This is a genomic window from Cupriavidus gilardii, from assembly GCF_017598945.1.
GTDB classification, from domain to species: Bacteria; Pseudomonadota; Gammaproteobacteria; order Burkholderiales; family Burkholderiaceae; genus Cupriavidus; species Cupriavidus gilardii_E.
This window is the reverse complement of the sequence record NZ_JAGFTW010000002.1, coordinates 183,722-207,585: the sequence shown is the minus strand read 5'-3', so window position 1 is coordinate 207,585 and position 23,864 is coordinate 183,722. Positions and strand designations below refer to the sequence as shown.

At 68.5% G+C, this 23,864-nt stretch carries 25 protein-coding genes; 13 read left to right on the top strand and 12 right to left on the bottom strand.

Annotation, left to right across the window (positions count from 1 at the left end; translation table 11 throughout):
- Positions 1 to 34: 34 nt before the first annotated feature.
- A complete protein-coding gene (locus tag J5T34_RS01190; protein WP_174107633.1) occupies positions 35 to 505 on the top strand; it encodes a copper chaperone PCu(A)C in 471 nt (156 codons plus the stop codon).
- A gap of 55 nt (positions 506 to 560) precedes the next feature.
- On the opposite strand, the gene J5T34_RS01185 is transcribed toward J5T34_RS01190, so the two are convergent.
- Entirely contained in the window at positions 561 to 1,496 is a 936-nt protein-coding gene (locus tag J5T34_RS01185) for a LysR family transcriptional regulator (protein WP_208577763.1), read from the bottom strand.
- A 101-nt stretch (positions 1,497 to 1,597) separates the two neighbouring features.
- Between J5T34_RS01185 and J5T34_RS01180 the strand changes: the two genes are divergently transcribed.
- Complete coding sequence (locus tag J5T34_RS01180) at positions 1,598 to 2,104, top strand: DMT family transporter (RefSeq protein WP_208577761.1); 507 nt, start codon at positions 1,598 to 1,600, stop codon at positions 2,102 to 2,104.
- Between the two features lie 35 nt (positions 2,105 to 2,139).
- Here the strand turns inward: J5T34_RS01180 and J5T34_RS01175 are convergent, their stop codons facing one another.
- Positions 2,140 to 2,388, bottom strand: coding sequence for a cysteine-rich CWC family protein (locus J5T34_RS01175; RefSeq protein ID WP_208577758.1), 249 nt, complete (start codon positions 2,386 to 2,388; stop codon positions 2,140 to 2,142).
- Between the two features lie 199 nt (positions 2,389 to 2,587).
- On the opposite strand from J5T34_RS01175, the gene argB reads away from it, so the two are divergent.
- The 6 genes from argB (at position 2,588) to J5T34_RS01145 (ending at position 8,335) form a co-directional block, all read left to right on the top strand.
- Positions 2,588 to 3,505, top strand: coding sequence for an acetylglutamate kinase (gene argB, locus J5T34_RS01170; protein WP_006579752.1), 918 nt, complete (start codon positions 2,588 to 2,590; stop codon positions 3,503 to 3,505).
- Positions 3,506 to 3,558: 53 nt separating this feature from the next.
- The gene (locus J5T34_RS01165) at positions 3,559 to 4,530 is read left to right on the top strand and encodes a pyrimidine 5'-nucleotidase (protein WP_208577756.1); all 972 of its coding nucleotides are present in this window, start codon (positions 3,559 to 3,561) and stop codon (positions 4,528 to 4,530) included.
- On the top strand, positions 4,527 to 5,201 hold the full coding sequence (gene slmA, locus J5T34_RS01160; RefSeq protein WP_208577747.1) for a nucleoid occlusion factor SlmA: 675 nt from the start codon (positions 4,527 to 4,529) through the stop codon (positions 5,199 to 5,201). Before J5T34_RS01165 ends, slmA begins: the two co-directional genes overlap by 4 nt.
- A 341-nt stretch (positions 5,202 to 5,542) precedes the next feature.
- Complete coding sequence (gene metX / locus J5T34_RS01155; protein ID WP_208577738.1) at positions 5,543 to 6,772, top strand: homoserine O-succinyltransferase MetX; 1,230 nt, start codon at positions 5,543 to 5,545, stop codon at positions 6,770 to 6,772.
- The gene (gene metW / locus J5T34_RS01150) at positions 6,769 to 7,392 is read left to right on the top strand and encodes a methionine biosynthesis protein MetW (protein ID WP_006577582.1); all 624 of its coding nucleotides are present in this window, start codon (positions 6,769 to 6,771) and stop codon (positions 7,390 to 7,392) included. The genes metX and metW overlap by 4 nt, the downstream gene beginning before the upstream one ends.
- A gap of 112 nt (positions 7,393 to 7,504) precedes the next feature.
- Positions 7,505 to 8,335 carry an acyl-CoA thioesterase gene (locus tag J5T34_RS01145; RefSeq protein ID WP_208577736.1) on the top strand — a complete coding sequence of 277 codons (831 nt, stop codon included), beginning with the start codon at positions 7,505 to 7,507 and terminating at the stop codon, positions 8,333 to 8,335.
- 210 nt (positions 8,336 to 8,545) lie between these two features.
- Here J5T34_RS01145 and J5T34_RS01140 read toward each other — a convergent pair whose 3' ends face one another.
- Positions 8,546 to 9,877: a muropeptide transporter gene (locus tag J5T34_RS01140; protein WP_244258622.1), complete on the bottom strand. Its 1,332-nt coding sequence runs from the start codon at positions 9,875 to 9,877 to the stop codon at positions 8,546 to 8,548.
- A gap of 130 nt (positions 9,878 to 10,007) precedes the next feature.
- Between J5T34_RS01140 and J5T34_RS01135 the strand changes: the two genes are divergently transcribed.
- The gene (locus J5T34_RS01135) at positions 10,008 to 10,988 is read left to right on the top strand and encodes a M48 family metallopeptidase (RefSeq protein ID WP_244258621.1); all 981 of its coding nucleotides are present in this window, start codon (positions 10,008 to 10,010) and stop codon (positions 10,986 to 10,988) included.
- A gap of 81 nt (positions 10,989 to 11,069) precedes the next feature.
- Here J5T34_RS01135 and argC read toward each other — a convergent pair whose 3' ends face one another.
- Positions 11,070 to 12,017, bottom strand: coding sequence for an N-acetyl-gamma-glutamyl-phosphate reductase (gene argC, locus J5T34_RS01130; protein WP_208577733.1), 948 nt, complete (start codon positions 12,015 to 12,017; stop codon positions 11,070 to 11,072).
- 95 nt (positions 12,018 to 12,112) lie between these two features.
- A complete protein-coding gene (locus J5T34_RS01125; RefSeq protein ID WP_208577731.1) occupies positions 12,113 to 12,889 on the bottom strand; it encodes an exodeoxyribonuclease III in 777 nt (258 codons plus the stop codon).
- A gap of 30 nt (positions 12,890 to 12,919) precedes the next feature.
- Between J5T34_RS01125 and pyrE the strand changes: the two genes are divergently transcribed.
- Complete coding sequence (gene pyrE, locus J5T34_RS01120; RefSeq protein WP_208577729.1) at positions 12,920 to 13,603, top strand: orotate phosphoribosyltransferase; 684 nt, start codon at positions 12,920 to 12,922, stop codon at positions 13,601 to 13,603.
- On the opposite strand, the gene J5T34_RS01115 is transcribed toward pyrE, so the two are convergent.
- The 5 genes from J5T34_RS01115 to J5T34_RS01095 all read right to left on the bottom strand — a co-directional run bounded on the left by J5T34_RS01115 (position 13,604) and on the right by J5T34_RS01095 (position 18,150).
- A complete protein-coding gene (locus J5T34_RS01115; RefSeq protein ID WP_208577727.1) occupies positions 13,604 to 14,422 on the bottom strand; it encodes a polyphosphate kinase 2 family protein in 819 nt (272 codons plus the stop codon).
- Between the two features lie 27 nt (positions 14,423 to 14,449).
- Positions 14,450 to 15,322: a diaminopimelate epimerase gene (gene dapF, locus J5T34_RS01110; protein ID WP_208577725.1), complete on the bottom strand. Its 873-nt coding sequence runs from the start codon at positions 15,320 to 15,322 to the stop codon at positions 14,450 to 14,452.
- Between the two features lie 109 nt (positions 15,323 to 15,431).
- Positions 15,432 to 16,325: a lipid A biosynthesis lauroyl acyltransferase gene (locus tag J5T34_RS01105; protein WP_208577723.1), complete on the bottom strand. Its 894-nt coding sequence runs from the start codon at positions 16,323 to 16,325 to the stop codon at positions 15,432 to 15,434.
- The gene (locus J5T34_RS01100; RefSeq protein WP_208577720.1) at positions 16,322 to 17,287 is read right to left on the bottom strand and encodes a lysophospholipid acyltransferase family protein; all 966 of its coding nucleotides are present in this window, start codon (positions 17,285 to 17,287) and stop codon (positions 16,322 to 16,324) included. Before J5T34_RS01100 ends, J5T34_RS01105 begins: the two co-directional genes overlap by 4 nt.
- Before the next feature lie 8 nt (positions 17,288 to 17,295).
- The gene (locus J5T34_RS01095) at positions 17,296 to 18,150 is read right to left on the bottom strand and encodes a lysophospholipid acyltransferase family protein (RefSeq protein ID WP_208577718.1); all 855 of its coding nucleotides are present in this window, start codon (positions 18,148 to 18,150) and stop codon (positions 17,296 to 17,298) included.
- A gap of 287 nt (positions 18,151 to 18,437) precedes the next feature.
- Here J5T34_RS01095 and metK point away from each other — a divergent pair, with 287 nt between their 5' ends.
- The gene (gene metK, locus J5T34_RS01090) at positions 18,438 to 19,601 is read left to right on the top strand and encodes a methionine adenosyltransferase (RefSeq protein WP_208577716.1); all 1,164 of its coding nucleotides are present in this window, start codon (positions 18,438 to 18,440) and stop codon (positions 19,599 to 19,601) included.
- A gap of 204 nt (positions 19,602 to 19,805) precedes the next feature.
- Here metK and J5T34_RS01085 read toward each other — a convergent pair whose 3' ends face one another.
- Positions 19,806 to 20,228, bottom strand: a complete 423-nt coding sequence (locus J5T34_RS01085; protein ID WP_208577707.1) for an Hsp20/alpha crystallin family protein — start codon at positions 20,226 to 20,228, stop codon at positions 19,806 to 19,808.
- Between the two features lie 31 nt (positions 20,229 to 20,259).
- Complete coding sequence (locus J5T34_RS01080; protein WP_208577705.1) at positions 20,260 to 20,775, bottom strand: Hsp20/alpha crystallin family protein; 516 nt, start codon at positions 20,773 to 20,775, stop codon at positions 20,260 to 20,262.
- Positions 20,776 to 21,005: 230 nt separating this feature from the next.
- On the opposite strand from J5T34_RS01080, the gene J5T34_RS01075 reads away from it, so the two are divergent.
- Positions 21,006 to 21,968 carry a Kdo hydroxylase family protein gene (locus J5T34_RS01075; RefSeq protein ID WP_208577696.1) on the top strand — a complete coding sequence of 321 codons (963 nt, stop codon included), beginning with the start codon at positions 21,006 to 21,008 and terminating at the stop codon, positions 21,966 to 21,968.
- Between the two features lie 217 nt (positions 21,969 to 22,185).
- On the top strand, positions 22,186 to 23,745 hold the full coding sequence (locus J5T34_RS01070) for a GMC family oxidoreductase (protein WP_208577694.1): 1,560 nt from the start codon (positions 22,186 to 22,188) through the stop codon (positions 23,743 to 23,745).
- The last annotated feature ends 119 nt before the right edge of the window (positions 23,746 to 23,864 follow it).

Here is a 23,864-nt window from a genome sequence, read left to right as displayed (position 1 = left end):
TCGTTTGAACGAATTGCACCGAGAAAGGATAGAGATGCAAGCCAAGCTGTTCGTCGCCGCCGCATGCTGCGCGCTGTTTTCCACCGCTGCGCTCGCCCAGGTCGACATCCGCAATGCATGGGCGCGCGGCACCGTGCCGGCGCAGACGGCCACCGGCGTCTTCATGACGCTGCACGCGCACCAGAACGCGCGCCTGGTCGGGGTGTCGACGCCCGTGGCGGCGACGGCCGAGGTGCACGAGATGAAGATGGAGGGCAACGTGATGCGGATGCGCGCGCTCGACGCACTGCCGTTGCCGAAGATGGAGGACGTCGAACTGAAGCCCGGCGGCTATCACGTGATGCTGCTGGGTCTGAAGGCGCCGCTGAACGCCGGCGACAAGGTGCCCGTGACCCTGAAGATCGAGCAGGGCGGCAAGCTGATCGAGCAGCGTGTCGAGGCCGAAGTGCGCGGGCTGACCGCGCCCGCCCAGGGCGGCGGCGCGGCCGGCAACCACAAGCACTGAAACAGCAAAAGCCGGTCGGTGCATGCGCCGGCATCGGCGCCGGCCGAGCCGCCGCTCAACCGCGCAGGCTGATCGCCTCGTCCAGTCCCTGACCCGCGCCGACCGCGAGCAGCCGCTCGCGCAGCCATGCATGGCCAGGATCGGCATCGTTGCGCTCGTGCCAGATCGCGCTGAAGGTAAACCCCGGAAACGCGAACGGCGGCTCGAACACCGCGAAGCGCGGATCGTCCTCCAGCGCCGCAAGGCTGCGCCGGGCCGTGGTCAGCACGAGGTTGGTACCGGCGATCAGCGCCGGCGCGACGCTCCAGTGCGGCACCACGCAGGCGATCTTGCGGCGCCCGCCATGCTTGGCGATGGCCGCGTCGATCGGGTCGACCCGTTCGTTGTGGGCGGCCACCAGCACGTGCGAACGGGCCAGGTAGGCGACCTGGTCCAGCCGGCCATGGTCGCGCACCGTCGCCGCGTCGACGGCGCAGCCGTATTCCTCCTCGAACAGCGCCGCCATCTTGACGCCCTCCGGCTGATAGACGAACACGCCCAGCGCCAGATCGACCTCGCCATCGGCCACCTGCGCCGACATCGCTTCGCGGCTGCCCTGCGTCACCACCAGTTCGATGCCGGGCGCGGCCTTGCGGACCGCGCGCAGCAGGTTCGGCAGCACCACCATCGCGCCGTAGTCCGACATCGCCAGCCGGAAGGTGCGCCTGGCCGTGGCCGGCTGGAAGCCCGACGGTCCCAGCAGGATGCGCACCTGCGCCAGCGCCTCGGCCAGCGGTCCCGACAGTTCGTGTGCCCGCGCGGTCAGCACCAGGCCGCCCTGGCCGCGCACCAGCAGCGGGTCGTCCAGCAGCTGGCGCAGCCGCGCCAGCGCATGGCTGACCGCCGGCTGGCTCAGATGCAGCCGCAGCGCGGCGCGAGAGATATGACGTTCGGCCAGCAGGGCCTCGAGCACGACCAGCAGGTTCAGGTCGACGTTGCGCAGATTATTCATCCGGCGAATATTAAACGTTCGAAACCAGAATTGGAAATCCATCCGGCGTAGGGGCAGACTGGCGCGGTCTCTTCTTTCTTCCACCACCCCGGAGGTCGCGCATGTTGTCCTCGTCCCATCCCGTCGGCCCCGCGCTCGCTGCCGCGGTGCCCGTGCTGATCGTCGCGCTGGCCGGCGCGATGATCCCGTTGCAGGCGGGCGCCAATGCCGCGCTGGCTCGCACGCTCGGGCATCCGCTGTGGGCCACGCTGGTGTCGCTGCTGGTCAGCCTGGCCGTGGTGGTGGCGCTGATGCTGGCGCTTCGGGTCGGTCCGCCGGCCGCCGGCTGGACCACCGGGCCGGCGTGGATATGGATCGGCGGCGCGCTCGGCGTGTTCTATCTGACCGCGGCGCTGATGCTGGCGCCGCGGCTGGGCGCCAGCGGCTTTATCGCGGCGGTGGTCGCCGGGCAAATGCTGGGCTCGCTGTGGATGGACCATGCGGGCCTTGCCGGCTTTGCGGTGCGCGAACTGACGGCGCCGCGGCTCGGCGGCGCGGTGCTGATCGTGCTCGGCGTGGTCGCCATGCAGTGGAGCGGATCGACGCGGGTGGCTGGCGCGCTGGATTGATACGGCGGCTGACATGGGCCGCTGACGTAGTCCGCTCACTCCCCCGCCTGCGCCTGCCGGCGACGCAGGCAATCCGGACACAGGCAGTGCTGCCCCGGCACGATCAGCCGGGCGGGCAGCAGCGGCATTGTCGCGCACCAGCAGTGCGGCAGGCCGGCGGCATGACCGCAGACGAAACGCGCGCCGCAGGCCGCGCACTGCTCGACCGGCCGCAACTGGCCGGTCAGCACGGCAGCGGGGCCGGCGCCTGGGCCCGGGCTTTTGCCTGCGCCTTCTCCTGACATCGCAGTGGCTTCCGTTGGCGTGGTTGTTGCATGAAAAGAACGGCCGATGGGCCGTCGGACGCACCGTTGGCGCCCCGCGCGGGCCTCGGTCTGCCGTCTCGCTAGCGTGGCACCCCGTTTCTTGTAAAATTCGGGCGCCTGCCGCGGGGCGCCGGATGCGCCGCGTTGCCATGATACCTGTCGAATTTCACGGATTGCCATGACCTCCGATACCTCCGGGCCCACCGCAACCGCAGTGGCCGCCATCGCCCCCGCCCTCAAGGCCGAGATCCTTGCCGAGGCGCTGCCCTATATCCGCAAGTTCCATGGCAAGACCATCGTGGTCAAGTACGGCGGCAATGCGATGACCGAGGAGAAGCTCAAGCACGGCTTCGCGCGCGACGTGATCCTGCTGAAGCTGGTCGGCATGAACCCGGTGGTCGTCCACGGCGGCGGCCCGCAGATCGACGAGGCCCTGAAGAAGGTCGGCAAGGTCGGCACCTTCATCCAGGGCATGCGCGTCACCGACGAAGAGACCATGGAAGTGGTCGAGTGGGTGCTCGGCGGCGAGGTCCAGCAGGACATCGTGATGCTGATCAACCAGTACGGCGGCCAGGCGGTCGGCCTGACCGGCAAGGACGGCGGCCTGATCCGCGCCAAGCGGCTGAAGATGCCGGACCGCGAGAATCCGGGCGCGTTCATCGATATCGGCTATGTCGGCGACATCGAGGCGATCAACCCGGCGGTGGTCAAGGCGCTGCAGGACGACGCCTTCATCCCGGTGATCTCGCCGATCGGCTTCTCCGACGACGGCCAGGCCTACAACATCAACGCCGACGTGGTGGCCGGCAAGATGGCCGAGATCCTCAAGGCCGAGAAGCTGGTGATGATGACCAACATCCCCGGCGTGATGGACAAGAAGGGCAATCTGCTGACCGATCTGTCGGCGCGCGAAATCGAAGAGCTGTTCGCCGACGGCACCATCTCGGGCGGCATGCTCCCCAAGATCTCGTCGGCGCTTGACGCCGCCAAGAGCGGCGTGAACTCGGTGCACATCATCGATGGCCGCATCGAACACTCGCTGCTGCTGGAGATCCTGACCGAGCAGGCGTTCGGCACCATGATCCGCTCGCACTGACGCATCGCAACCAGGCGCGCGCCGTCGCTGCGGCGGCGCAGCGCCTTCCCCTCGTGCCTTCCCACGCCTCCCGCCGCTCTCCCTACCGCCTGCGGCATCGTCCGGCCGGCAACAACGCCGGCGACACGGTCTGGCTGTTCGATCTCGACAACACGCTGCACGACGCCTCGCACGCGATCTTCCCGGCGATCAATGCCGCGATGACCGCCTACGTGGCGCGCGTGCTCGCCTGCGACGAGGCCACGGCCAGCCGCGTGCGGGTCGACTACTGGCAGCGCTATGGCGCGACGCTGCTCGGCATGATCCGCCATCACGGCGTCGACCCGGCCGACTTCCTGCGCGCCGCGCACGAATTCCCCGACATCGCGCAGATGGTGCGCGTGCGCCGCGGTCTCGCAGCCCAACTGCGCCGTCTGCCCGGGCGCAAGGTGCTGCTGACCAACGCGCCGCAGGACTATGCGCACGCGGTGCTGCGCGTGGCCGGCATCGAGCACTGTTTCGAGCGCGTGATCGCGATCGAACAGATGTGGGTCCATGGCGATCTGCGTCCCAAGCCCGATCGACGCATGCTGCGCCGCCTGCTGGCGAAACTGCGGATCGCGCCGGGCCGCGCGGTGCTGGTCGAGGACACGGTCTCGCACCTGAAGCGCTATGCTGGCCTGGGCATCCGCACCGCGTGGATCACCGGCTATCTGCGTTCGACGACGCCGAGCCGCCCGCATGACGTGCCGGCCGGCGCCGCGCGCGATGCCGCGCAGCAGGCGGCGCTGCGCGCCGAGGCGCAACGCCATGCGCACGACCGCGACGCCGATCACGCGGCCCGGCAGCAGGCGGTGACGCTGGTCGCCGCCGAGAACCAGGCGCCCGTGCCGCGGCTTTCGCCGGAAGCGCAGCAGGCCGGCCGCAATGCGGGCCGCAACCCTGGTCGCCAGCGGGCCCGCATGGTGCACCGGCCCGGCTATGTGGACATAAAAGTACAATCGGTGCATCAACTCCATCGACGAATGCGGAGAAACGGGTCATGACGCAGAGCAACGAGGCAGCCGCGCCGGCCGCGAATGCGGACGAGCGGGCCGGGCAGGGCGAGGGCGGTGGCGCGGCGGAGGCGGCGGTCGCGCGCAAGCGGCCGCGCCCGGGCGAGCGCCGCGTGCAGATCCTGCAGACGCTGGCCAGCATGCTCGAACACCCGCGCTCCGAACGCATCACGACCGCCGCGCTGGCGGCCCGCCTCGGCGTCTCGGAGGCCGCGCTGTATCGGCATTTCGCCAGCAAGGCGCAGATGTTCGAGGGCCTGATCGCCTTTATCGAGCAGACCGTGTTTGGCCTGATCAACCAGATCACCGCGCAGGAGGAGCACGGCCTGCGCCAGGTGCAGGCGATCGTGCGGATGCTGCTGTCGTTCGCCGAGAAGAATCCGGGCATGACGCGCGTGCTGACCGGCGAGGCGCTGGTCGGCGAGCACGAACGCCTGCAGGAGCGCATCAATCAGCTGGTCGACCGCATCGAAGCGTCGATCCGCCAATGCCTGAAGGTCGCCGCGACGCAGGGCGCGTTTCCGCCCGACGCCGACGTGTCCGCACGCGCCGCGCTGATCGTCGCCACGGTGCAGGGGCACTGGCATCGCTATGCCAAGAGCGGCTTTCGCAAGCTGCCGGCGGGGCAGATCGACGCGCAGCTGCGGGTGCTGCTCGGCTGATCCGCTGGGCTGCAGTGCGAGACCGAAGCGCGGTTCCGATGTCCCGTTCGAGCGTGCCTTTCGCTGGTGTCTTTCGCTTTGCTCTATAATCTGCCGGTCGCGCCGATTTGATGACTGGCTTGCGGGCGCGCGGCGAGGAACATCCTCGCCACTATAAATGCGGCTAAAGAGGTTGGTCGGCGCCCCTCTCCGATAGAACCGATAAAACGGATTCCCGGGATGACGCCACCGCGCGGCGGACAGCGAAGCACCCGGCGCGACAACAACCCGACTTGGCTGCGTGATTCCAGACGCAAGACCGGTCGGGTTTTTTTATGCCCGCTTCGCACGGGCCCGCCTACATGACTGACGTTGCCTCGCCGTCCGCCAACGCGGAACCGGCCGCTTCCGCCGCCGCTGCTTCCGCCGCCGCCTCTGCCGCGCTGCACCTGCCCCTGCCGCCCGACTCGGTCGGCATCGTGACGCCGCAGCGCATGCATTTCGCCGAGCCGCTGCCGCTGCGCAACGGCTCTTCGCTGGCCAACTACGACCTGATGGTCGAAACCTACGGCACGCTCAATGCCGCGCGCACCAATGCCGTGCTGGTGTGCCACGCGCTGAACGCCTCGCACCACGTGGCCGGCGTCTACGCGCACGATCCGCGCGACGTGGGCTGGTGGGACAACATGGTCGGCCCCGGCAAGCCGCTCGACACCGATCGCTTCTTCGTGATCGGCGTCAACAATCTGGGCTCGTGCTTCGGCTCGACCGGTCCGATGAGCCTGAACCCGGCCACCGGCCAGCCGTTCGGCGCGACGTTCCCGGTGGTCACGGTCGAGGACTGGGTCAATGCGCAGGCGCGTGTGGCCGACGCCTTCGGCATCGAGCAGTTCGCCGCGGTGATGGGCGGCAGCCTGGGCGGCATGCAGGCGCTGGCCTGGAGCCTGATGTATCCGGAGCGGCTGCGCCATTGCATCGTGGTGGCCTCGACGCCGAAGCTGTCGGCGCAGAACATCGCCTTCAACGAGGTCGCGCGCAGCGCGATCCTGTCCGACCCCGACTTCCACGGCGGCAACTATTACGCGCACGGCGTCAAGCCCAAGCGCGGGCTGCGCGTGGCCCGGATGATCGGCCATATCACCTATCTGTCCGACGAGGACATGGCGGCCAAATTCGGCCGCGAGCTCAAGGCCGAGGACATCCGCTTCTCGTTCGACGTCGAATTCCAGGTCGAGAGCTATCTGCGCTACCAGGGCGACAAGTTCGCCGAGTATTTCGACGCCAATACCTATCTGCTGATCACGCGCGCGCTCGACTACTTCGATCCCGCGCTGACCTTCGGCGGCGACTTGACCCGCGCGGTCGCGCATACCAGGGCGAGCTTCCTGGTCGCCAGCTTCACCACCGACTGGCGCTTTGCGCCGAGCCGCAGCCGCGAACTGGTCAAGGCGCTGCTCGATAACAAGCGGCCGGTCAGCTACGCCGAGATCGACGCCCCGCACGGCCACGACGCCTTCCTGCTCGACGATCCGCGTTACCACAATCTGATGCGCGCCTACTACGAACGCATTGCCACGGAGATCGGCGCATGAATGCCAAGTCCATCACCGAAGCGGCCAACGGCGTGCTGGCACGGCGGCCGGATTTCCGCGCGATCGCGCGCTGGATCGAACCGAATGCGACCGTGCTCGACCTCGGCTGCGGCGACGGCAGCCTGCTGCGCGTGCTGCAGGACGAGCTCGACGTGCAGGCCTACGGCATCGAGATCCGCGACGAGGGCGTGCTGGCGTGCGCGCAGAAGGGCGTGCATGTCATCCAGCAGAACCTGGAGGGCGGGCTGGCGCTGTTCGAGGACAAGAGCTTCGACACCGTGATCCTGTCGCAGACGCTGCAGACCATCCACAACACCGCGCAGGTGCTGCGCGACACGCTGCGGGTCGGGCGCGAGTGCATCGTGTCGTTCCCGAACTTCGGCTACTGGCCGCATCGGCTGTCGGTGTTCCGCGGCCGCATGCCGGTGTCCGAGTCGCTGCCCTACCAGTGGTACGACACGCCGAACGTGCGCGTGCTGACGATCAGCGATTTCGAGGCGCTGGCACCCAAAGTGGGCTTGCGCATCCTCGATCGCGTGGTGATGCACGAAGGCATCACGGTGAACTGGGGCGTCAACTGGCGCGGCAGCCTGGCGGTCTATCGGGTCTGCTCGGCCTGAGTCGGGGCTTCGAGGAAAGCTTCGGAGGGGACGGCCGGCACTTGACGAGCGGCCACCGGGGCGACTACCGTACGGAAATTACGAACGATCGTTCGATTTTCGGCGAGGCCCCATGTCCGCGACATCCGAGCTGCATCCCTTCGACGACGCGATTGCGTTGACCCCCGCCGGCGAGCACCGCTTCGACGGCCGCACGACCGAGTCGTACTGGAACATGATCGGGCCGTACGGCGGCATCACCGCGGCGACGCTGTTGCAGGCGGCGCTGCAGCATCCGCAGCGGCTCGGCGACCCGATCGCGCTGACGGTCAATTTCGCCGGACCGATCGCCGAAGGGCCGTTCACGATCGAGGCGCGCCCCTCGCGCACCAACCGCTCGACCCAGCACTGGTCGCTGGAACTGGTACAGAACGGCGAGGTGGCGACCACCGCCAGCGCGGTGTTCGCCGTGCGGCGCGACACCTGGGGCTGCGGCGAGGCCGTCTTTCCCGAGGACGTGCCGCCCGCCGATGCCATCGCGCCGCTGCCGACCGGCTTCGCGCCGGTGCGCTGGCTCAAGTCCTACGAGATGCGGCCGGTGCGCGGGGCCAAGCCCGCGACGGCCGAGCCGGGCACCGAGCATCCCGACAGCCTGACGCAGTTCTGGCTGCGCGACCACCCGGCGCGCACGCCCGACTACGCGTCGATCGCGGCCTGGTGCGACAGCTTCTATCCGCGCATCTTCCTGAAGCGCGCCGGCTTCGTGCCGGCCGGCACGGTCTCGCTGACCACCTATTTCCACGCGGATGCCGCCACGCTGGCGGCGCTGGGCGAGCGCCACGCGCTCGGCAGCGCACGGGCCCAGGTGTTTCGGCAAGGCTTCTTCGACCAGAGCGCGCAACTGTGGAGCCCGGACGGCGAGCTGTTGGCCAGCTCGCATCAGATCGTCTACTACAAGCAGTAGACGCGCCGGCTGCCCTCTCCCCAGCCCTCTCCCGCAAGCGGGAGAGGGAGCCAGTCCGCGTGCATTGGTCGATGTCGCTTCGATGAGGTCCTCTGCCGCGGCCGCTCGCACTCGGCTCCTCTGCTACGGCCGCTCGCATTCGGCTCCCCTCTCCCGCTTGCGGGAGAGGGGTGGGGGAGAGGGCAGGGCGATCGCTGTGCCACCGAAGCATCAACCCTCGCGAACCCCCTTGCCCTCTCCCCGGCCCTCTCCCGCACGCGGGAGAGGGGGAACAACCCCAGCCTCGACAACCGGCGTGCGCGTCTGGCTTTCATACCGCTCGACGGTGCCGCGCATCGCGCGCAGCAGGAACAGCCCCGGCAGCGCGACCAGCACCGTGCCGAGATAGAACGGCGCCCAGCCGTACGATTCGACCAGATACCCCGAGGACGGCCCGACATAGACGCGCCCGACCGAGGCCAGCGCCGACAGCAGCGCGTACTGCGTCGCCGAGAACGAGCGATTGCACAGCGCCATCAGCAGCGCGACGAAGGCCGCGGTGCCCATGCCGCCGCACAGGTTCTCCACCGCGATGGTCGCGCCCATCGACCACAGATGGGCCGGGGTCACGGCCAGCAGCCAGTAGCCGAAGTTCGACACCGCCTGCAGCACGCCGAACAGCATCAGCGAGCGGTACAGGCCGAGCTTGACCATCAGCGTGCCGCCGAACAGCGCGCCGATGATGGTCGCGGCCAGGCCGAGCGTCTTGTTGACGAGCCCGACCTCGCCGGCGGAGAAGCCCACGCCGCGGATCAGGAAGGTGGTCGACAGGCTGCCCGCGAAGGCGTCGCCGAGCTTGTACAGCACGATCAGCCCCAGCAGCCACCAGGCGCCGGTGCGGCCAAAGAAATCGCGCAGCGGGCCGACCACCGCCTCCTCCAGCGAACGCGGCGCGCGCGGCGGCGACTCGGCGCGCGGCGCCCACGGCAGCGTCAGCAGGCCGACGGCCATCAGCGCCGCCATCAGCAGATACATCTGCTGCCAGCCCAGCACACGGTCCGCCAGCCACAGCGCCAGGCCGCCCGAGACCAGCATCGCCAGCCGGTAGCCGAGCACCTTGACCGCGGCGCCGGCGCCGCGCTCGGCGGGCCGCAGCACGTCGGTGCTGTAGGCGTCGAACACGATGTCCTGCGACGCCGACAGGAAGGCCACCAGCGTGGCCAGCCCCGCCAGCAGCCACAGCGCCTCGCGCGGCGGGCAGAACGCCATGCCGGCGATGCCGAGCACCAGGCCGATCTGCGTCAGCAGCAGCCAGCCGCGCCGCCGGTCCAGCAGCGGCGGCGTGTAGCGGTCCATCAGCGGCGCCCACAGGAACTTGAAGATGTACGCCTGGCCGACCAGCGAGAAGAAGCCGATGGTCTTGATGTCCAGCCCTTCGACCGTCATCCATGCCTGCAGCGTGCCGGAGGTCAGCGCCAGCGGCAGCCCGGAAGCGAAGCCGAGCGTCAGCATGGCGCCGATGCGGCGGTTGCGGAAGATATCGAGATAGTCTTGGAAGGTCATGAAGGCGGGAGCAGGGGCCGGGCCGGAACAGGTGCCGGAGTCGCCATAGGGCGCCGTGTATTATTGCATCAGCCTTCGTGATGTCTGTCGCATTCTCGTTGAAACGATGCCCCTCCCTTTGCGTCTGGCCATGTCCGCTCCCTCCGTTGCCGTTACCTCATCGCGTTCGCTTGCTGTCGCCGCGCCGCTGCGCCGGCTGACGCTGGCGGTGCTCGGCGCCGTTGCGCTGCTGGGCTCGCCGGCCATACAGGCACAGTCGGATGGCATCAACGTGCAGCGCGGCGGCGGCATGGTGCGCGAACTGGTGCCGGCCGATGCGATCGAGCAGCAGGCCTCGCAGGAATACGAGCAGATCAAGCAGGAGGCGCGCGCCAAGGGCGCGCTGGCCCCGTCCAGCGATCCGCGCCTGGCGCGCCTGCGCACCATCACCGAACGCATCCTGCCGCAGACCGGGCGCTGGAACGACCGCGCCCGCAACTGGAAGTGGGAAATCAACCTGATCAAGGCCAAGCAGGTCAATGCGTTCTGCATGCCCGGCGGCAAGATCGCGGTCTATACCGGCTTCCTCGACCAGATCAAGCCGACCGACGACGAACTGGCGATGGTGATCGGCCACGAGATCGCCCATGCGCTGCAGGAGCATGCCCGCGAGCGCGCCGCCAAGGCCGAGATCACCAACCTCGGCGCCAACGTGATTTCGCAGCTGTTCGGCTTCGGCAACCTGGGCAATCTGGCGCTGGGCACCGGCGCGCATCTGCTGACGCTGAAGTTCTCCCGCTCGGACGAGACCGAAGCCGATCTGGTCGGCATGGATATCGCGGCCCGCGCCGGCTACGATCCGCGCGCCGCGGTGACGCTGTGGCAGAAGATGGGCAAGGTGTCGCAATCGTCGGCCGCCGGTGCCAGCATGGACTTCCTGTCCACGCACCCGTCGGGCCAGTCGCGCATCGCCGAACTGCAGCGGCATCTGCCCGAGGTGCTGCCGCTGTATGCGCGCGCGATCGGGACCACGGTCGAGCGGCTGCCGGCGTACCGGACCAATATGGGGGGCCTCGCCAACGCGCCGGTCGATCGCGGCGACGAGGACAAGCAGCAGCCGCTCAAGCGGTAGCAATCCCGCCGGCAGGCTCGCCGGCGCCCCAAATGCAAACGGCCCCGAACAGGGGCCGTCTGCATGGCGAAGCGGGACGCGTCAGGCGGTCAGCCCGGTCGCCTCGTCCGCGCCGATATGCACGTTCATGCATTGGACCGCGGCGCCGGCCGCACCCTTGCCGAGGTTGTCCAGCCGCGCGATCAGCACGATGCGGTCGGCCGAGCCGAACACGAACAGGTCGACGCGGTTGGTGTCGTTGTTGGCCTGCACGTCGAAGAAGCCGTTGTCCAGGTGCTCGTCGCTGGCCGCGGGCATCACGCGCACGAACTGCTCGCCCTCGTAGTGCTTGCGGTAGATCTCGGCGACCTGCTCCGGCGTGACCTTGCGCGCCAGGCGATCCGGGAACACCGGCACCGTGACTGCCAGGCCCTTGTAGAACTTGCCGACGATCGGGCTGAAGATCGGCGCCTGCGCCAGGCCGGTCTGCACGCGCATTTCGGGCAGATGCTTGTGCTCGAGCCCCAGCGCATAGGCGCGCGGGCTGTCGAGCTTCGGATTGCCGCCCGCCTCGAAGTCCGCAATCATCTTCTTGCCGCCGCCGCTGTAGCCGGTCAGCGAGAACGCGGTGACGGGGTAGTCGGGCTGCATCACGCCGGCATCGACCAGCGGACGCACGGCCAGCACGAAGGCGCTGGCGTGGCAGCCCGGCACGGCGATGCGCTTGCTGGCGCGGATCTTCTCGCGCTGGCCGCGCACCAGTTCGGGCAGGCCGTAGGCCCAGTTGTCGGCGGTGCGGAACGCCGTGCTGGCGTCGATCACGCAGGTATTCGGATTGGTCACCAGCGACACCGCCTCGCGCGAGGCCACGTCCGGCAGGCACAGGAAGGCCACGTCGGCGGCGTTCAGGAAGCGTGCTCGCTCGGCCGGATCCTTGCGCTTGTCTTCCGCGATGCGCAGCAGTTCGACATCGGAACGGCCGGACAGATAATCGAGCAGCCGAAGGCCGGTGGTGCCTTCCTGGCCGTCGACGAACACTTTGAATGCCATGGTGGACTCGCTTGGGTATTACGGGTGAGGGTGCATTGTAGCGAGGATGCCCGGGCACCGCAGCGGCAATGCGCCCCGGCGGCTGGACGTCCCCGTTACAGCGGGAAGTCGTAGTCGATCGACAGCGGCGCGTGGTCGCTGAACTTCTCGTCCTTGTAGATCGAGCACGCCCTGGCCGTGTCGGCGATCTTCGGCGTGGCCAGGTGATAGTCGATGCGCCAGCCGACGTTCTTCGCGTAGGCCTGGCCGCGGTTGCTCCACCAGGTGTATTGCTCGGGCCGCGGGTCCAGCTTGCGGAACACGTCGACATAGCCGTGCACGTCGAACAGCTCGCCGATCCAGGCGCGCTCCTCGGGCAGGAAACCGAAGTTCTTCAGGTTGCCCTTCCAGTTCTTGATGTCGATTTCCTTGTGCGCGATGTTGACGTCGCCGCACAGCACGATCTCGCGTCCGCTGGCCTTGAGCTGCAGCAGATGGGGCAGGAAGGCCTCCATGAAGCGGTACTTGGCCATCTGCCGTTCCTCCGAGCTGGAGCCCGACGGCACGTAGACCGAGATCACGGCCAAGTGCGGATACTGCACTTCGACATAGCGGCCCTCGCTGTCGAACTCGGCGTTGCCGAATCCGGTGATCACCCGCTCGGGTTGGTGGCGGGTGTACAGCCCGACGCCGCTGTAGCCCTTCTTCTCGGCGTAGTGGAAGTAGCCGTGATAGCCGTGCGGGGCCAGGAAGGCCTCGGTCATGTCGGCGGCCTGCGCCTTGAGCTCCTGCACGCAGACCATGTCGGCGTCCTGCTTGCCCATCCAGTCGAAGAAGCCTTTCTTGCTGGCTGAGCGGATGCCGTTGAGGTTGGCACTGATAATCCGTAACATCTCGGGAAATTTTTGGAACAGAGAGAAAAGATGACGCAGCAACCCACGCCGGCGGCGGACGACCTCAGCCAGACCTTCATCCGCTTCGCGCTGGACGCGGGCGTGCTGTCCTTCGGCGAGTTCGTCACCAAGGCGGGACGCAAATCGCCGTATTTCTTCAACGCGGGGCTGTTCAACGAGGGCGCCACGCTGGGCCAGGTGGCGCAATTCTATGCGAAAACCCTGCTGGCCTCGGGTGTCGCATTCGACATGCTGTTCGGGCCGGCCTACAAGGGCATCACGCTGGCGTCGGCCACCGCGGTGGCGCTCGCCGGCATGGGCCGCAATGTCGGCTTCGCCTACAACCGCAAGGAAGCCAAGGACCACGGCGAGGGCGGCACGCTGGTCGGCGCGAAGCTGCAGGGCAAGGTGGTGATCGTTGACGACGTGATCTCGGCCGGCACCTCGGTGCGCGAGTCGGTGCAGATGATCCGCGCCGCCGGCGCCGAGCCGGCCGCGGTGCTGATCGCGCTGGACCGGATGGAGAGAAGCGGCACCGCCGAGCAGATCGGCCAGCATTCCGCGGTGCAGGACGTGCAGCGCGAATTCGGCGTGCCGGTGATTGCGATCGCCTCGCTGGCCGACCTGCTGGCCTATCTGGACGCCGCCAAGGATCCGGCGCTGTCCGCGTCGCGCGATGCGGTGGCGGCGTATCGTCAGCGCTACGGGGTCTGATTACTCGACCTTCAGCTCGTCCAGCCCCGGCGCGGACGGCGGATACGCCGGCCTGAGCCGGGCGAAGGTCTCGCGCAGGATCTCCGCGACCATCAGATTGCGGTGCGTCTTCGAATCGGCGGGAATCACATGCCAGGGCGCGTCCGGTGTCGCCGTCGCGGCGATCGCGTCCTGGTAGGCGTCCATATAGGCGTCCCAGTGCCGGCGCTCGGCCAGATCGTTGGGATCGAACTTCCAGTGCTTCTGCGGATCGGCGAGCCGCGCCTCCAGGCGCGCCTTCTGCTCGTCCTTCGAAATATGCAGGAAGCATTTGACCAGCGTGGTGCCGGTCTCGACCAGCAGGCTTTCGAAGTGGCGGATCTGCCGGTAGCGGCGTTCGCATTCGGCCGCGTCGATCCAGCCATGCACGCGCGTGATCAGCACGTCCTCGTAGTGGCTGCGGTTGAACACCGCGATTTCGCCCGCGCGCGGGACCTGGGCATGGACGCGCCACAGGTAGTCGCGCGCCTTCTCCTCCGAGGTCGGCGCCTTGAAGCCGACCACGCGCAGCCCCAGCGGATCGAAGCTGCGGAACACGCCGCGCACGGTGCCATCCTTGCCGCTGGTGTCCATGCCCTGCAGGATCACCAGCAGCTTGCGCGAGCCCTCGGCGTAGAAGATGTCCTGCTGCTCGTCCAGGTGCGTCGACAGCTCGGTCAGGCGGGCCCGGTCGCTGGTCTTGTCCCCGCTGGAGAAGGGCTTGGCGCCCGCATCGAATCGATCCAGGCGAAAGCCCTTGCCATCGGCGATGCGGTAGGGGTCGAGCGGCGTGGCTGGCATGGGCGCTTCTCCTGACAAGCGCGGGGATCAGCCGCGCGGCTGCAGCGCGTCCAGATCGATCGAGCCTTCGAATACCGTGGTGGCGGGGCCCGTCATCCGCACCGGCGTGCCGGCGCCGTCCCAGGCGATGGTCAGGTCGCCGCCGTGCGTATGCACCTTGACCGGCGAATCGAGCAGGCCGCGCCGGATGCCGGCGACCACCGCCGCGCAGGCGCCGGTGCCGCAGGCCAGCGTCTCGCCGGAGCCGCGCTCGAACACGCGCAGCCGGATCGTATTGCGGTCGACCACCTGCATGAAGCCGGCATTGACCCGCTTCGGGAACGCCGCATGGTGCTCGATCACCGGGCCGTCCTCGCGCACCGGGAAGCGTTCGGTGTCGTCCACCACCTGCACCGCGTGCGGGTTGCCCATCGACACGGCCGAGATCCACACCGTGCGGCCGTTGGTTTCGATGCCGTACAGCGTATCGCTGCCCTCGGTCCGCGTCGGCAGGCCTTCCGGCAGGAACGGGATGCGCGCCGGCTCGAACTCGGGCGCGCCCATGTCGACCGTGACCTGGCCGTCGTCCTGCAGCGTCAGCGTGATGACGCCGTTCATCACCTCGACGCGGACCGAGCGCTTGTCGGTCAGGCCATGGTCGGTGACGAAACGGACGAAGCAGCGCGCGCCGTTGCCGCAGTGCTCGACCTCGCCGCCGTCCGCGTTGAAGATCCGGTAGCGGAAGTCGACGTCGGGCCGGGTCGGCTTCTCGACGATCAGGATCTGGTCCGCACCCACGCCGAAATGCCGGCTCGCCAGCGCGCGCCACTGTTCGGCGCTCAGGTTCAGGGTCTGGTGGATGCCGTCCAGCACGACGAAGTCGTTGCCGGCGCCGTGCATCTTGGTGAACTGGATTTTCATGGCGCGGGTCGGGAAAAACCGGGAACCGGTCAGGACCGGAAACCGGGCGGCCGCGGGCGGCCGGTGTCAGTGTTTCTGGGTTTGCGGCCGCCGATATGTCGGCCGAACGTCAATATATCTCGGGTTCGCCCGGCGGGCGATGCTTGAAGCGTTTGTGCACCCAGTAGTACTCGGCGATGCGCGGGCGGATGCAGTCCTCGAAGAAGGCGTTCATCCGGCGCGTGTCCTCGGTCACGCTCTCGCCCGGGTAGTTGTCCCAGGCGGGCAGGATGCGCAGCACATAGCCGCGGTAGTCGGGCAGCTGCTCGGTATAGATCGGCACCACCTTGGCGCCGGTCAGCCGCGCCAGCCGCGACACCGAGGTCAGCGTCAGCGCCTGTGCGCCGAAGAAGGGCACGAACTCGGAATCGCGCTCGCCGAAGTCCATGTCGGAGATCAGCTGCAGCGCCTCGCCCTTCTTCAGGCAACGGATGATGTCGCGCACGCTGTCGTTGCGGGCGATCATGTTCGCGCCGAAGCGGCCGCGGGCCTGCTTCAGGAAGCCGTCGAACAGCGCGTTCTTCTGCCTGGTGTACAGCGACGCGCCCGAGCGGCCCACGTGGTCGCGCAGATAGATCGTCAGCCGGATCGCGCCGGCCTCGACGCCGGACAGGTGCAGCGTGACCAGGATGTGCGGCTCGCCGTCGAGCGCGACCAGATTGGCACGGTCGTCGATCTGTACCCAGCGGCGCATCTGCGCCTCGCTGCCGGTCCAGAAGATGCCGCGCTCGGCGAAGCTGCGAAAGACCGAGCGGAACGACTGGCGCGACAGCTCGGCGATCTCGGCGTCGGACTTGTCCGGAAACGCCAGGCGCAGATTGGCCTGGACCACCTGCCGGCGGCCGCTGGGGAACAGATACAGCAGGCTGCCCAGCCCCTCGCCAAAGCGGGCGACCAGCGGATAGGGCAGCTTGCCGAGCACGGTCAGCAGACCGATGCCCAGCCAGGTGAAAAGACGGCTCATGAGTGTGAAGTCGGGGAAGTCGGTTCCGTGGCCGCGGCGTCGGCCGCGGCGGGGCGCGATGCCGGCGTGGCAGGCGACGTGGATGGCGTGGTCGGCGGCAGCGCGTCGGGCGGCCACGACGGCGGCAGTTCCGCCCCCGCCGGGTGCTTGTAGCGGTTGTAGCCCCACAGGTACTGGGTGGGGGCCAGCCGTACCAGCTCCTCGACCACGCCATTGATCACGGCCGCGGCGGCAGCCCGGTCTTCCGGCAGCGGCTCCTCGATCACGCGCAGATACGCGCGATAGCCGCCGCCGCGCGGCAGCCGGATCGAGGCCACGATGGCGACCGGGGCGCCGCTCCATTGCTGCAGTCGCTGTACCAGCGTCATGGTGTATGCCGGACGGCCGAAGAACGGCGCCCACGCGCCTTCGCCGCCGATCGGCACCTGGTCGGGCAGGATGCCGATGGCCTCCTTGCGCTTGAGCGCCTTGACCAGCATGCGCACGCCGCGCGGGTTTGCCGGTGCCGTCGTCATGTTGTGGCGGTTGCGCATGCGCTCGACCCAGTTGCGAAGCCAGGCCTGGTGCGGCGGCTTGAACAGCACCGTGACGGGCCGGCGCATCGCATACGATTGCGGCAATACCTCGAAACAGCCCAGGTGCGGCGTCAGCACGATCACCCCCCGTCCCTGGTCCTGCAGCCGGTCCAGCGCTGGCCAGACCACCTCGTTGAAGTCGTACAGCTTCGCCTTGATGGTCTGGCGCGTCCAGAAATACGGCATCTCCAGAATCATGCGTCCCATCGAACGGGCGGCCTCGTCGACCATCTCGTCGGTGGCGTCGGGAAAGGCGTGGCGGAAGTTTTCGGTGAGGCGCTTCCCATAGCGGCCCGGCACTTTCGCCGCCAGCAGGCCTAGCGCGCCGCCGATGGCCTGCAACCAGGCCAGGGGCAAGCGGGAAATCAGCCAGAACAGGAACGTCATGGGATCTGCTACGCGGCCTGGGGCGGAAGCTCCGCACCGGCCGGGTGCTTGTATCGGTTGTAGCCCCACAGGTATTGGGTCGGCGCTTCGGCGACCAGCGATTCGACCGTGCGGTTGAGCACGGTGGCGGCCTCGACGGGGTCGTCGGGCAGCCGGTCTTCCAGCACGCGCATATGGGCGATATAGGTGGCCCCTTGCGCGGTGCGCTCGGCGAAGACCATCGCAATCGGCGCGCCCGTCAGTTGCTGCAGGCGTTGCACCAGCGTCATGGTGTACGCAGGCTTGCCGAAGAACGGCGCCCATACCCCTTCGCCGCCCTTGGGCACCTGGTCGGGCAGGATGCCGATCGACTCGCCGCGCTTGAGCGCCTTGACCAGCGTGCGCACGCCCCGCGGCGTGGCGGCCGCCATCACCAGATTGGGGCGGGTGCGCATGCGCTCGATCCAGTCGCGCAGCCAGGGCTGGTGCGGCGGCTTGTACAGCGCGGTCACCTTGTGGCGCAGCGCGTACGCCTGCGGCAGCACCTCGAAGCAACCCAGATGGGGGACCAGCATGATCAGCCCGTTGCCCTTGCCCAACAGCCGGTCGAGTTCCGGCCAGGTGTGCTCGGAGAACCCGGCAAGCCGGGCCTTCAGCGTCTTGCGGCTCCAGAAATACGGCATCTCCATCACCATGCGGCCGGTGGAGCGGGCCGCTTCGGCCAGCATCTCGTCGGTGGCGTCCGGATAGGCCTGGCGGAAATTCTCGGTGAGTCGCCTGCCATAGCGGCCCGGCAGGCGCGCGGCCAGCAGGCCGAGCACGCCGCCTATGGCTTGCAGCCATGCCAGCGGCAAGCGGGCAATCAGCCAGAACAGGAAGGTCATGGAGTCCCAACAAGGGGCCGGCCCGGGGCCGGCGTGGTTCATTCTTCGGCCGTTATTGTTTCGCGGCCGCTGCCGATCGCCTCGGCGAGCGCCGATGGCCTCGGCACACCGTTGCGGCGGGGCGTGTGCCGCGCCGCGCAGGCGCGTATAATACCGCGCATCGCCGAGTTAACTGACAACTTGCGGGGCGATACCGTCCCATTCGGACGCGCTAAAAATACCGCTAAAGCGTCGCCGCCCGGACTGAGCATGGTTGGCGCGCAATAGCTAACCTGGAGAAAAAGTTCGTGGCAAACGACTTCCTCTTTACTTCGGAATCCGTCTCCGAAGGCCATCCCGACAAGGTCGCCGACCAGATTTCCGACGCCGTTCTGGACGCCATCCTCGCCCAGGACAAATATGCGCGCGTCGCCGCCGAAACCCTGTGCAATACCGGGCTGGTGGTATTGGCCGGTGAAATCACTACCACGGCCAACGTCGACTATATTCAGGTCGCGCGCGAAACGATCAAGCGCATCGGCTACGACAACACCGACTACGGCATCGATTACAAGGGCTGCGCGGTGCTGGTGGCCTACGACAAGCAATCGCCCGATATCGCGCAGGGCGTCGACCGTGCCTCGGACGATTATCTGAACCAGGGCGCCGGCGACCAGGGCCTGATGTTCGGCTATGCCTGCGACGAGACGCCGGAACTGATGCCGTTCCCGATCTACTATTCGCACCGCCTGGTCGAGCGCCAGTCGCAGTTGCGCCGCGACGGCCGCCTGCCCTGGCTGCGTCCGGACGCGAAGTCGCAGGTTACCGTCCGCTATGTCGACGGCCGCCCGCACAGCGTCGACACCGTGGTGCTGTCGACCCAGCACGCGCCGGACGTCACCCAGGCGCAAATCCGCGAGGCGGTGATCGAGGAGATCATCAAGCCGGTGCTGCCGCCCGAAATGCTGAAGGACACCAAGTATCTGGTGAACCCGACCGGCCGCTTCGTCATCGGCGGCCCGCAGGGCGACTGCGGCCTGACCGGCCGCAAGATCATCGTCGACACCTATGGCGGCGCGGCGCCGCACGGCGGCGGTGCGTTCTCGGGCAAGGACCCGTCCAAGGTCGACCGCTCGGCCGCTTACGCGGCACGCTACGTGGCCAAGAACGTGGTGGCGGCGGGTCTGGCGCGCCAGTGCCAGGTGCAGGTCAGCTACGCGATCGGCGTGGCGCGCCCGATCAACGTGACGGTCTATACCGAAGGTACCGGCAAGATCTCCGACGAGGCGATCGCCAAGCTGGTGATGGAGCACTTCGACCTGCGGCCCAAGGGCATCGTACAGATGCTGGACCTGCTGCGTCCGATCTACGAAAAGACCGCCGCCTACGGCCACTTCGGCCGCGAGGAGCCGGAATTCTCGTGGGAAGCGACCGACAAGGCCGCGGCACTGCGCGCGGCGGCGGGGCTGTAATTTGCCTGGTGCGGGGAGAGGGGGGAAAGACCACCCCCTCTCCCCGGCCCTCTCCCCCTGAGGGGGCGAGGGAGCAAGACCTGCCTTCTCCCCGTGAGGCGGAGGGAGCAAGACCTCCCCTCTCCCGCTTGCGGGAGAGGGGCCGGGGGAGAGGGTAGCGGCGCGGACCGCCGCCACCGCCGCCTTCTCTCACCCCACCTCTGATTACCCCACCTTCACCTCAATCCGCCGCGGCTGCGCTTCGGCCTGCTTCGGAATCCGCAGATTCAGCACGCCGTCCTTCAGCACGGCAGAGATCGCGCTGCTGTCCAGCTCGCGGCTCAGCGTGAACACGCGCTTGTAGCGCGCGATCTGTACCTCGGCATAGACCGGCTCCAGCCCATCGGGCATTTCCTGCCGGATCTCGCCCTCGATGGTCAGGCTGTCGCGGTCGGCCCGCACCTGCAGCGTGTCGCGCGACACGCCGGGCAGGTCCGCCAGCAGCGTGATGCCGGTCGGATCCTCGGTCACGTCCACGCGCGGCAACAGCGTCGCATTGGCGGCGGCGTTGCCGTTGTCGTTCTTCCCGCTGACGTTCGCATTGACGTTCCGGTCCTGGTCGGTCCGGGTGACGGCTTGATCGTTCATTATGAACCTCCTGCTCGGTGCAAACATCGGGTCAGTTCACGGTGATCCGGCGCGGTTGGGCCGATTCCTGGCGAGCGATCGAGATCCGCAGCAGCCCGTCGCGATAGGTGGCATCGATCCTCGCGGTATCGACATCCTCGGGCAGCGAAATCACGCGCCGGAAGGTCCCGTTGAAGCGCTCGCGCACATAGACGTTGGTGTCGTCGCCAAGGGTCGACGTGCTCGCGGCCGCCTGGCCCTGACCGGCTTGCTGACCGGCTTGCTGATCCGTCGGCTGTCCGGTGCGCTCCGTCTGTGCGGTGCGCTGTCCCGCGATGGTCAGCAGGCCGCGGTCGACGCTGACCTCCAGCGTGGACGGGTCGATACCGGGCGCGAAGGCATAGACCTCGACGCTGGACGGCGTCATGCCGATATTGATCGCCGGAAAGGCGCCACGCGCGACCGCGCGGATGCTGCTCGGCGTCGAGAAGACCTGTTGCAGCTCGCGCTGCAGCCGGTCGAACTCGGCAAACAGGCTGCCCGGAGAACTCAGCAACGATGCGTACATGGCATTACCTCCTGCTCCTAGCTACTCCTTGCTACTGGTGCATTGGGACCGGCGCGGCCGGCCCGCGGCGTGCCGGACCTGGCCGGCGCGCTCCGACACGAATGTAGTGTCGGACGTCGTCGCTTCAAGAGTCGGATGCGGGGCAAAACGCCGGCGCGCGAAGGCTGCGGCGGCACGGCGGTAGAATCGCGCCATCAGGCGTGGCACACGCCAGCATGCCGAGGAATCCCATGTCCGTTCAAACCGCCGTCCCTCCCGCCGTGCCTGCCACCGGCGCAACACAGTCCGCCGCGTCCGCCGCCACGGGCGGGCTCGACCTGATCCGCCCGCAGCCCTATACCGACTGGGCGCCGCAGCTGCGCGCCGAAACGGCCGCGGGATTGCGGCGCGAGCTCGAGCAGGGCGCCGTGCTGTATTTCCCCGATCTGCATTTCCGCTTCGAACCGGGCGAGGAGCGTTTTCTCGACAGCCGCTGGTCCGACGGCAAGTCCAAGAACATCAATCTGCGCGCCAACGACACCGCGGTGCGCGGCGCGGTGGGCAGCCCGAAGGACCTGGCCGACCTGTACGAGCTGATCCGCCGCTACGCGGAGTACAGCGAGCGTCTGGTGCTGTCGCTGTTTCCCGAATACGGGCCGCATCTGGAACGCGCCGGTACCTCGCTGCGGCCCAGCGAGATCGCCGGGCGTCCGGTCAGCTGGCGCAAGGACGACACGCGGCTGCACGTGGACTCGTTTCCGTCCAACCCGCTGCACGGCAAGCGCCTGCTGCGCGTGTTCCACAACATCGACCCGCAGGCCCCGCGCGTGTGGCGCGTCGGCGAGCCGTTCGCCGACTTCGCCGCGCGCTTCGTGCCCCGCACCAAGGGCATGTGGCCGGGGCAGGCCTGGCTGATGAAGCAGCTGCACATCACCAAGCGCGAGCGTTCGGAATACGACCACCGCATGCTGCAGCTGCACGATATGGCCAAGGCCGATCTCGACTACCAGGCCAAGGTGCCGCAGCAGGAATTCCACTTCCCGCCGGGCTCCACCTGGATCGTCTTCAGCGATCAGGTGCTGCACGCGGCCATGCGCGGCCGCGCGATGATGGAGCAGACCTACTACCTCGATCCGCGCGCGATCTCCGACCACACCCACTCGCCCGAAGCCGTGCTGTCGCGGATGCTGGGCAAGCCGATGCTGAAGTCGTAATTCCCGCCGCAAGGGCAGGGCGCGCGCGGGTCGCGCCTTGCCGCCTCCCCGCCGTCCCCCGAGGCCGCTGCGGCCCCTGCGTTCCCCTCCTTCCCCCTTCACAAAGCGCCTACACTGGGCAGCATAGACCGCGTTCGCGCCCCGTCCGCCGGCCCTCCGTGGCAGCCCGACGCGCGAAGCAAGCGGCGCGCCGACTTGCCATCGTGCGAGGGGACAAATGGAAACCAGTTTCGATTACATCGTGATCGGGGGCGGCGCGGCGGCGTGCGCGCTGGCCGGCAGGCTGGCCGACAGCGGCAGCGAATCGATCGCACTGCTCGAGGGCGCCTGGCATGACGATGACGCGCCGGACTGGGGGCCTTATCTGCGCGGGGCGCCATCGGACTACGACAGCTGGGCCGAGGCTGGCTGCGATGGCTGGTCCTGGGACGATGTCCTGCCGTGCTTTCGCCGCGCCGAATGCAATACCCGCGTGATGGGCCGCGACGACGACCCCTGGCATGGCGGCAACGGTCCGTTGCATGTCGGCGATCCGCCCGCACCTTCGCCGCTGGCGCGCTACTTCGTCGAGTCCGCCGCGCACGCCGGCCATTTCCGCAACGACGACTTCAATGGCGCCTGCCAGGAGGGCGTCGGCTGGTTCCAGAGCGCGCGCCATCGCGGCGAGCCGTGGAGCGCGGCGCGTGCCTATCTGCATCGCGGCGTCGGCGGCAACCTCCAGGTCCTGAGCGGCATGCAGGCGCAGCGCATCCTGTTCGAAGGACGGCGCGCGGTCGGCGTGCAGGCGCTGCGCCACGGCCGGACGATCCAGCTGCGCGCCCGGCGCGAGGTGGTGCTGGCAGCCGGCGCGATCGGCTCGCCGCAACTGCTGATGGTCTCGGGTATCGGCCCGGCCGATCATCTGCGCGAGCATGGCATCGCCGTCGTGCAGCATCTGCCTGGCGTGGGCCTGAACCTGCAGCAACCGGTCGGCATGCTGCTGCACAAGCGCGGCCCGACGCCGCCGTCGCTGCGGCAATCGTTCGGTCCGCGGTTTGTCGGCGCGGACTCGTGGCTCGGCCGATCGTTCGCTGCGGCATGGCAATGGCTGCGGCATGGCGCCGGGCTCGCCGGACGGCGCGGCGCGCCGATGCAGGCCGAGCCGATCAGCGCCGGTGCGTTGCTGAAGAGTCAGGCCGAGCTGTCCGAACCGGATCTGCAGCTGCGCTTCGTCGTCGGGCCCGGCCATGCGCGGGGCGACGGTGCCACGCACGGCCAGAGCTACGGTTGCCGCGTGCTGTTGCTGCGTCCGCGCAGCCGAGGCCAATTGCGGCTGGCGGGCAGCGATCCGCAGCGCCGGCCGCTGATCGACACCGGCCTGCTCGGCGATGCGCAGGACGTGCGCGACCTGGCCGCGGGCGTGGACCTGGTGCGGCGTATCCTGGCGCAGCCGCCGCTGGCCGCGTTCGGCGGCAAGGCGCTGTACTGCGGCGCAATGCGTGCCGACCCTGGCGACGCCGCGGCCATCGATGCACTGGTCCGCGCCCATGCGGAGCCGGCGGAGCGGCCGGCCGGCACCTGCCGCATGGGCATCGACGCGCTGTCGGTGGTCGATCCGCAATTGCGGGTGCGTGGGGTCGAGGCGCTGCGCGTGGCCGATGCGTCGATCATGCCGACGCTGGCCGGCGGCGATGCCGATGCGCCGGCGATCATGATCGGCGAGCGCGCGCACGACCTGATCCGCCACGGCCCGCGCGTGCGGTTGCGCGCGCTCGAGACCTTGCTCGCGCGCGCGTGAGCCGCCACTCCGGCACGACGCGGGGCGGCCCTTTGCCCGTTTTTGCGGATTTCCTTTCCATTCCGGACGGCCCGACACCGTCCATCGGCAACGTGGCGGCGCCGAGCCATTACGCTGAG

Excerpts from the sequence above, each read along its gene's own strand:
- J5T34_RS01190 (WP_174107633.1), top strand. The coding sequence starts at position 35 with ATGCAAGCCAAGCTGTTCGTCGCCGCCGCATGCTGCGCGCTGTTTTCC.
- J5T34_RS01185 (WP_208577763.1), bottom strand. The coding sequence starts at position 1,496 with ATGAATAATCTGCGCAACGTCGACCTGAACCTGCTGGTCGTGCTCGAG.
- J5T34_RS01180 (WP_208577761.1), top strand. The coding sequence starts at position 1,598 with ATGTTGTCCTCGTCCCATCCCGTCGGCCCCGCGCTCGCTGCCGCGGTG.
- J5T34_RS01175 (WP_208577758.1), bottom strand. The coding sequence starts at position 2,388 with ATGTCAGGAGAAGGCGCAGGCAAAAGCCCGGGCCCAGGCGCCGGCCCC.
- argB (WP_006579752.1), top strand. The coding sequence starts at position 2,588 with ATGACCTCCGATACCTCCGGGCCCACCGCAACCGCAGTGGCCGCCATC.
- slmA (WP_208577747.1), top strand. The coding sequence starts at position 4,527 with ATGACGCAGAGCAACGAGGCAGCCGCGCCGGCCGCGAATGCGGACGAG.
- metX (WP_208577738.1), top strand. The coding sequence starts at position 5,543 with ATGACTGACGTTGCCTCGCCGTCCGCCAACGCGGAACCGGCCGCTTCC.
- metW (WP_006577582.1), top strand. The coding sequence starts at position 6,769 with ATGAATGCCAAGTCCATCACCGAAGCGGCCAACGGCGTGCTGGCACGG.
- J5T34_RS01145 (WP_208577736.1), top strand. The coding sequence starts at position 7,505 with ATGTCCGCGACATCCGAGCTGCATCCCTTCGACGACGCGATTGCGTTG.
- J5T34_RS01140 (WP_244258622.1), bottom strand. The coding sequence starts at position 9,877 with ATGACCTTCCAAGACTATCTCGATATCTTCCGCAACCGCCGCATCGGC.
- J5T34_RS01135 (WP_244258621.1), top strand. The coding sequence starts at position 10,008 with ATGTCCGCTCCCTCCGTTGCCGTTACCTCATCGCGTTCGCTTGCTGTC.
- argC (WP_208577733.1), bottom strand. The coding sequence starts at position 12,017 with ATGGCATTCAAAGTGTTCGTCGACGGCCAGGAAGGCACCACCGGCCTT.
- J5T34_RS01125 (WP_208577731.1), bottom strand. The coding sequence starts at position 12,889 with ATGTTACGGATTATCAGTGCCAACCTCAACGGCATCCGCTCAGCCAGC.
- pyrE (WP_208577729.1), top strand. The coding sequence starts at position 12,920 with ATGACGCAGCAACCCACGCCGGCGGCGGACGACCTCAGCCAGACCTTC.
- J5T34_RS01115 (WP_208577727.1), bottom strand. The coding sequence starts at position 14,422 with ATGCCAGCCACGCCGCTCGACCCCTACCGCATCGCCGATGGCAAGGGC.
- dapF (WP_208577725.1), bottom strand. The coding sequence starts at position 15,322 with ATGAAAATCCAGTTCACCAAGATGCACGGCGCCGGCAACGACTTCGTC.
- J5T34_RS01105 (WP_208577723.1), bottom strand. The coding sequence starts at position 16,325 with ATGAGCCGTCTTTTCACCTGGCTGGGCATCGGTCTGCTGACCGTGCTC.
- J5T34_RS01100 (WP_208577720.1), bottom strand. The coding sequence starts at position 17,287 with ATGACGTTCCTGTTCTGGCTGATTTCCCGCTTGCCCCTGGCCTGGTTG.
- J5T34_RS01095 (WP_208577718.1), bottom strand. The coding sequence starts at position 18,150 with ATGACCTTCCTGTTCTGGCTGATTGCCCGCTTGCCGCTGGCATGGCTG.
- J5T34_RS01085 (WP_208577707.1), bottom strand. The coding sequence starts at position 20,228 with ATGAACGATCAAGCCGTCACCCGGACCGACCAGGACCGGAACGTCAAT.
- J5T34_RS01080 (WP_208577705.1), bottom strand. The coding sequence starts at position 20,775 with ATGTACGCATCGTTGCTGAGTTCTCCGGGCAGCCTGTTTGCCGAGTTC.
- J5T34_RS01075 (WP_208577696.1), top strand. The coding sequence starts at position 21,006 with ATGTCCGTTCAAACCGCCGTCCCTCCCGCCGTGCCTGCCACCGGCGCA.
- J5T34_RS01070 (WP_208577694.1), top strand. The coding sequence starts at position 22,186 with ATGGAAACCAGTTTCGATTACATCGTGATCGGGGGCGGCGCGGCGGCG.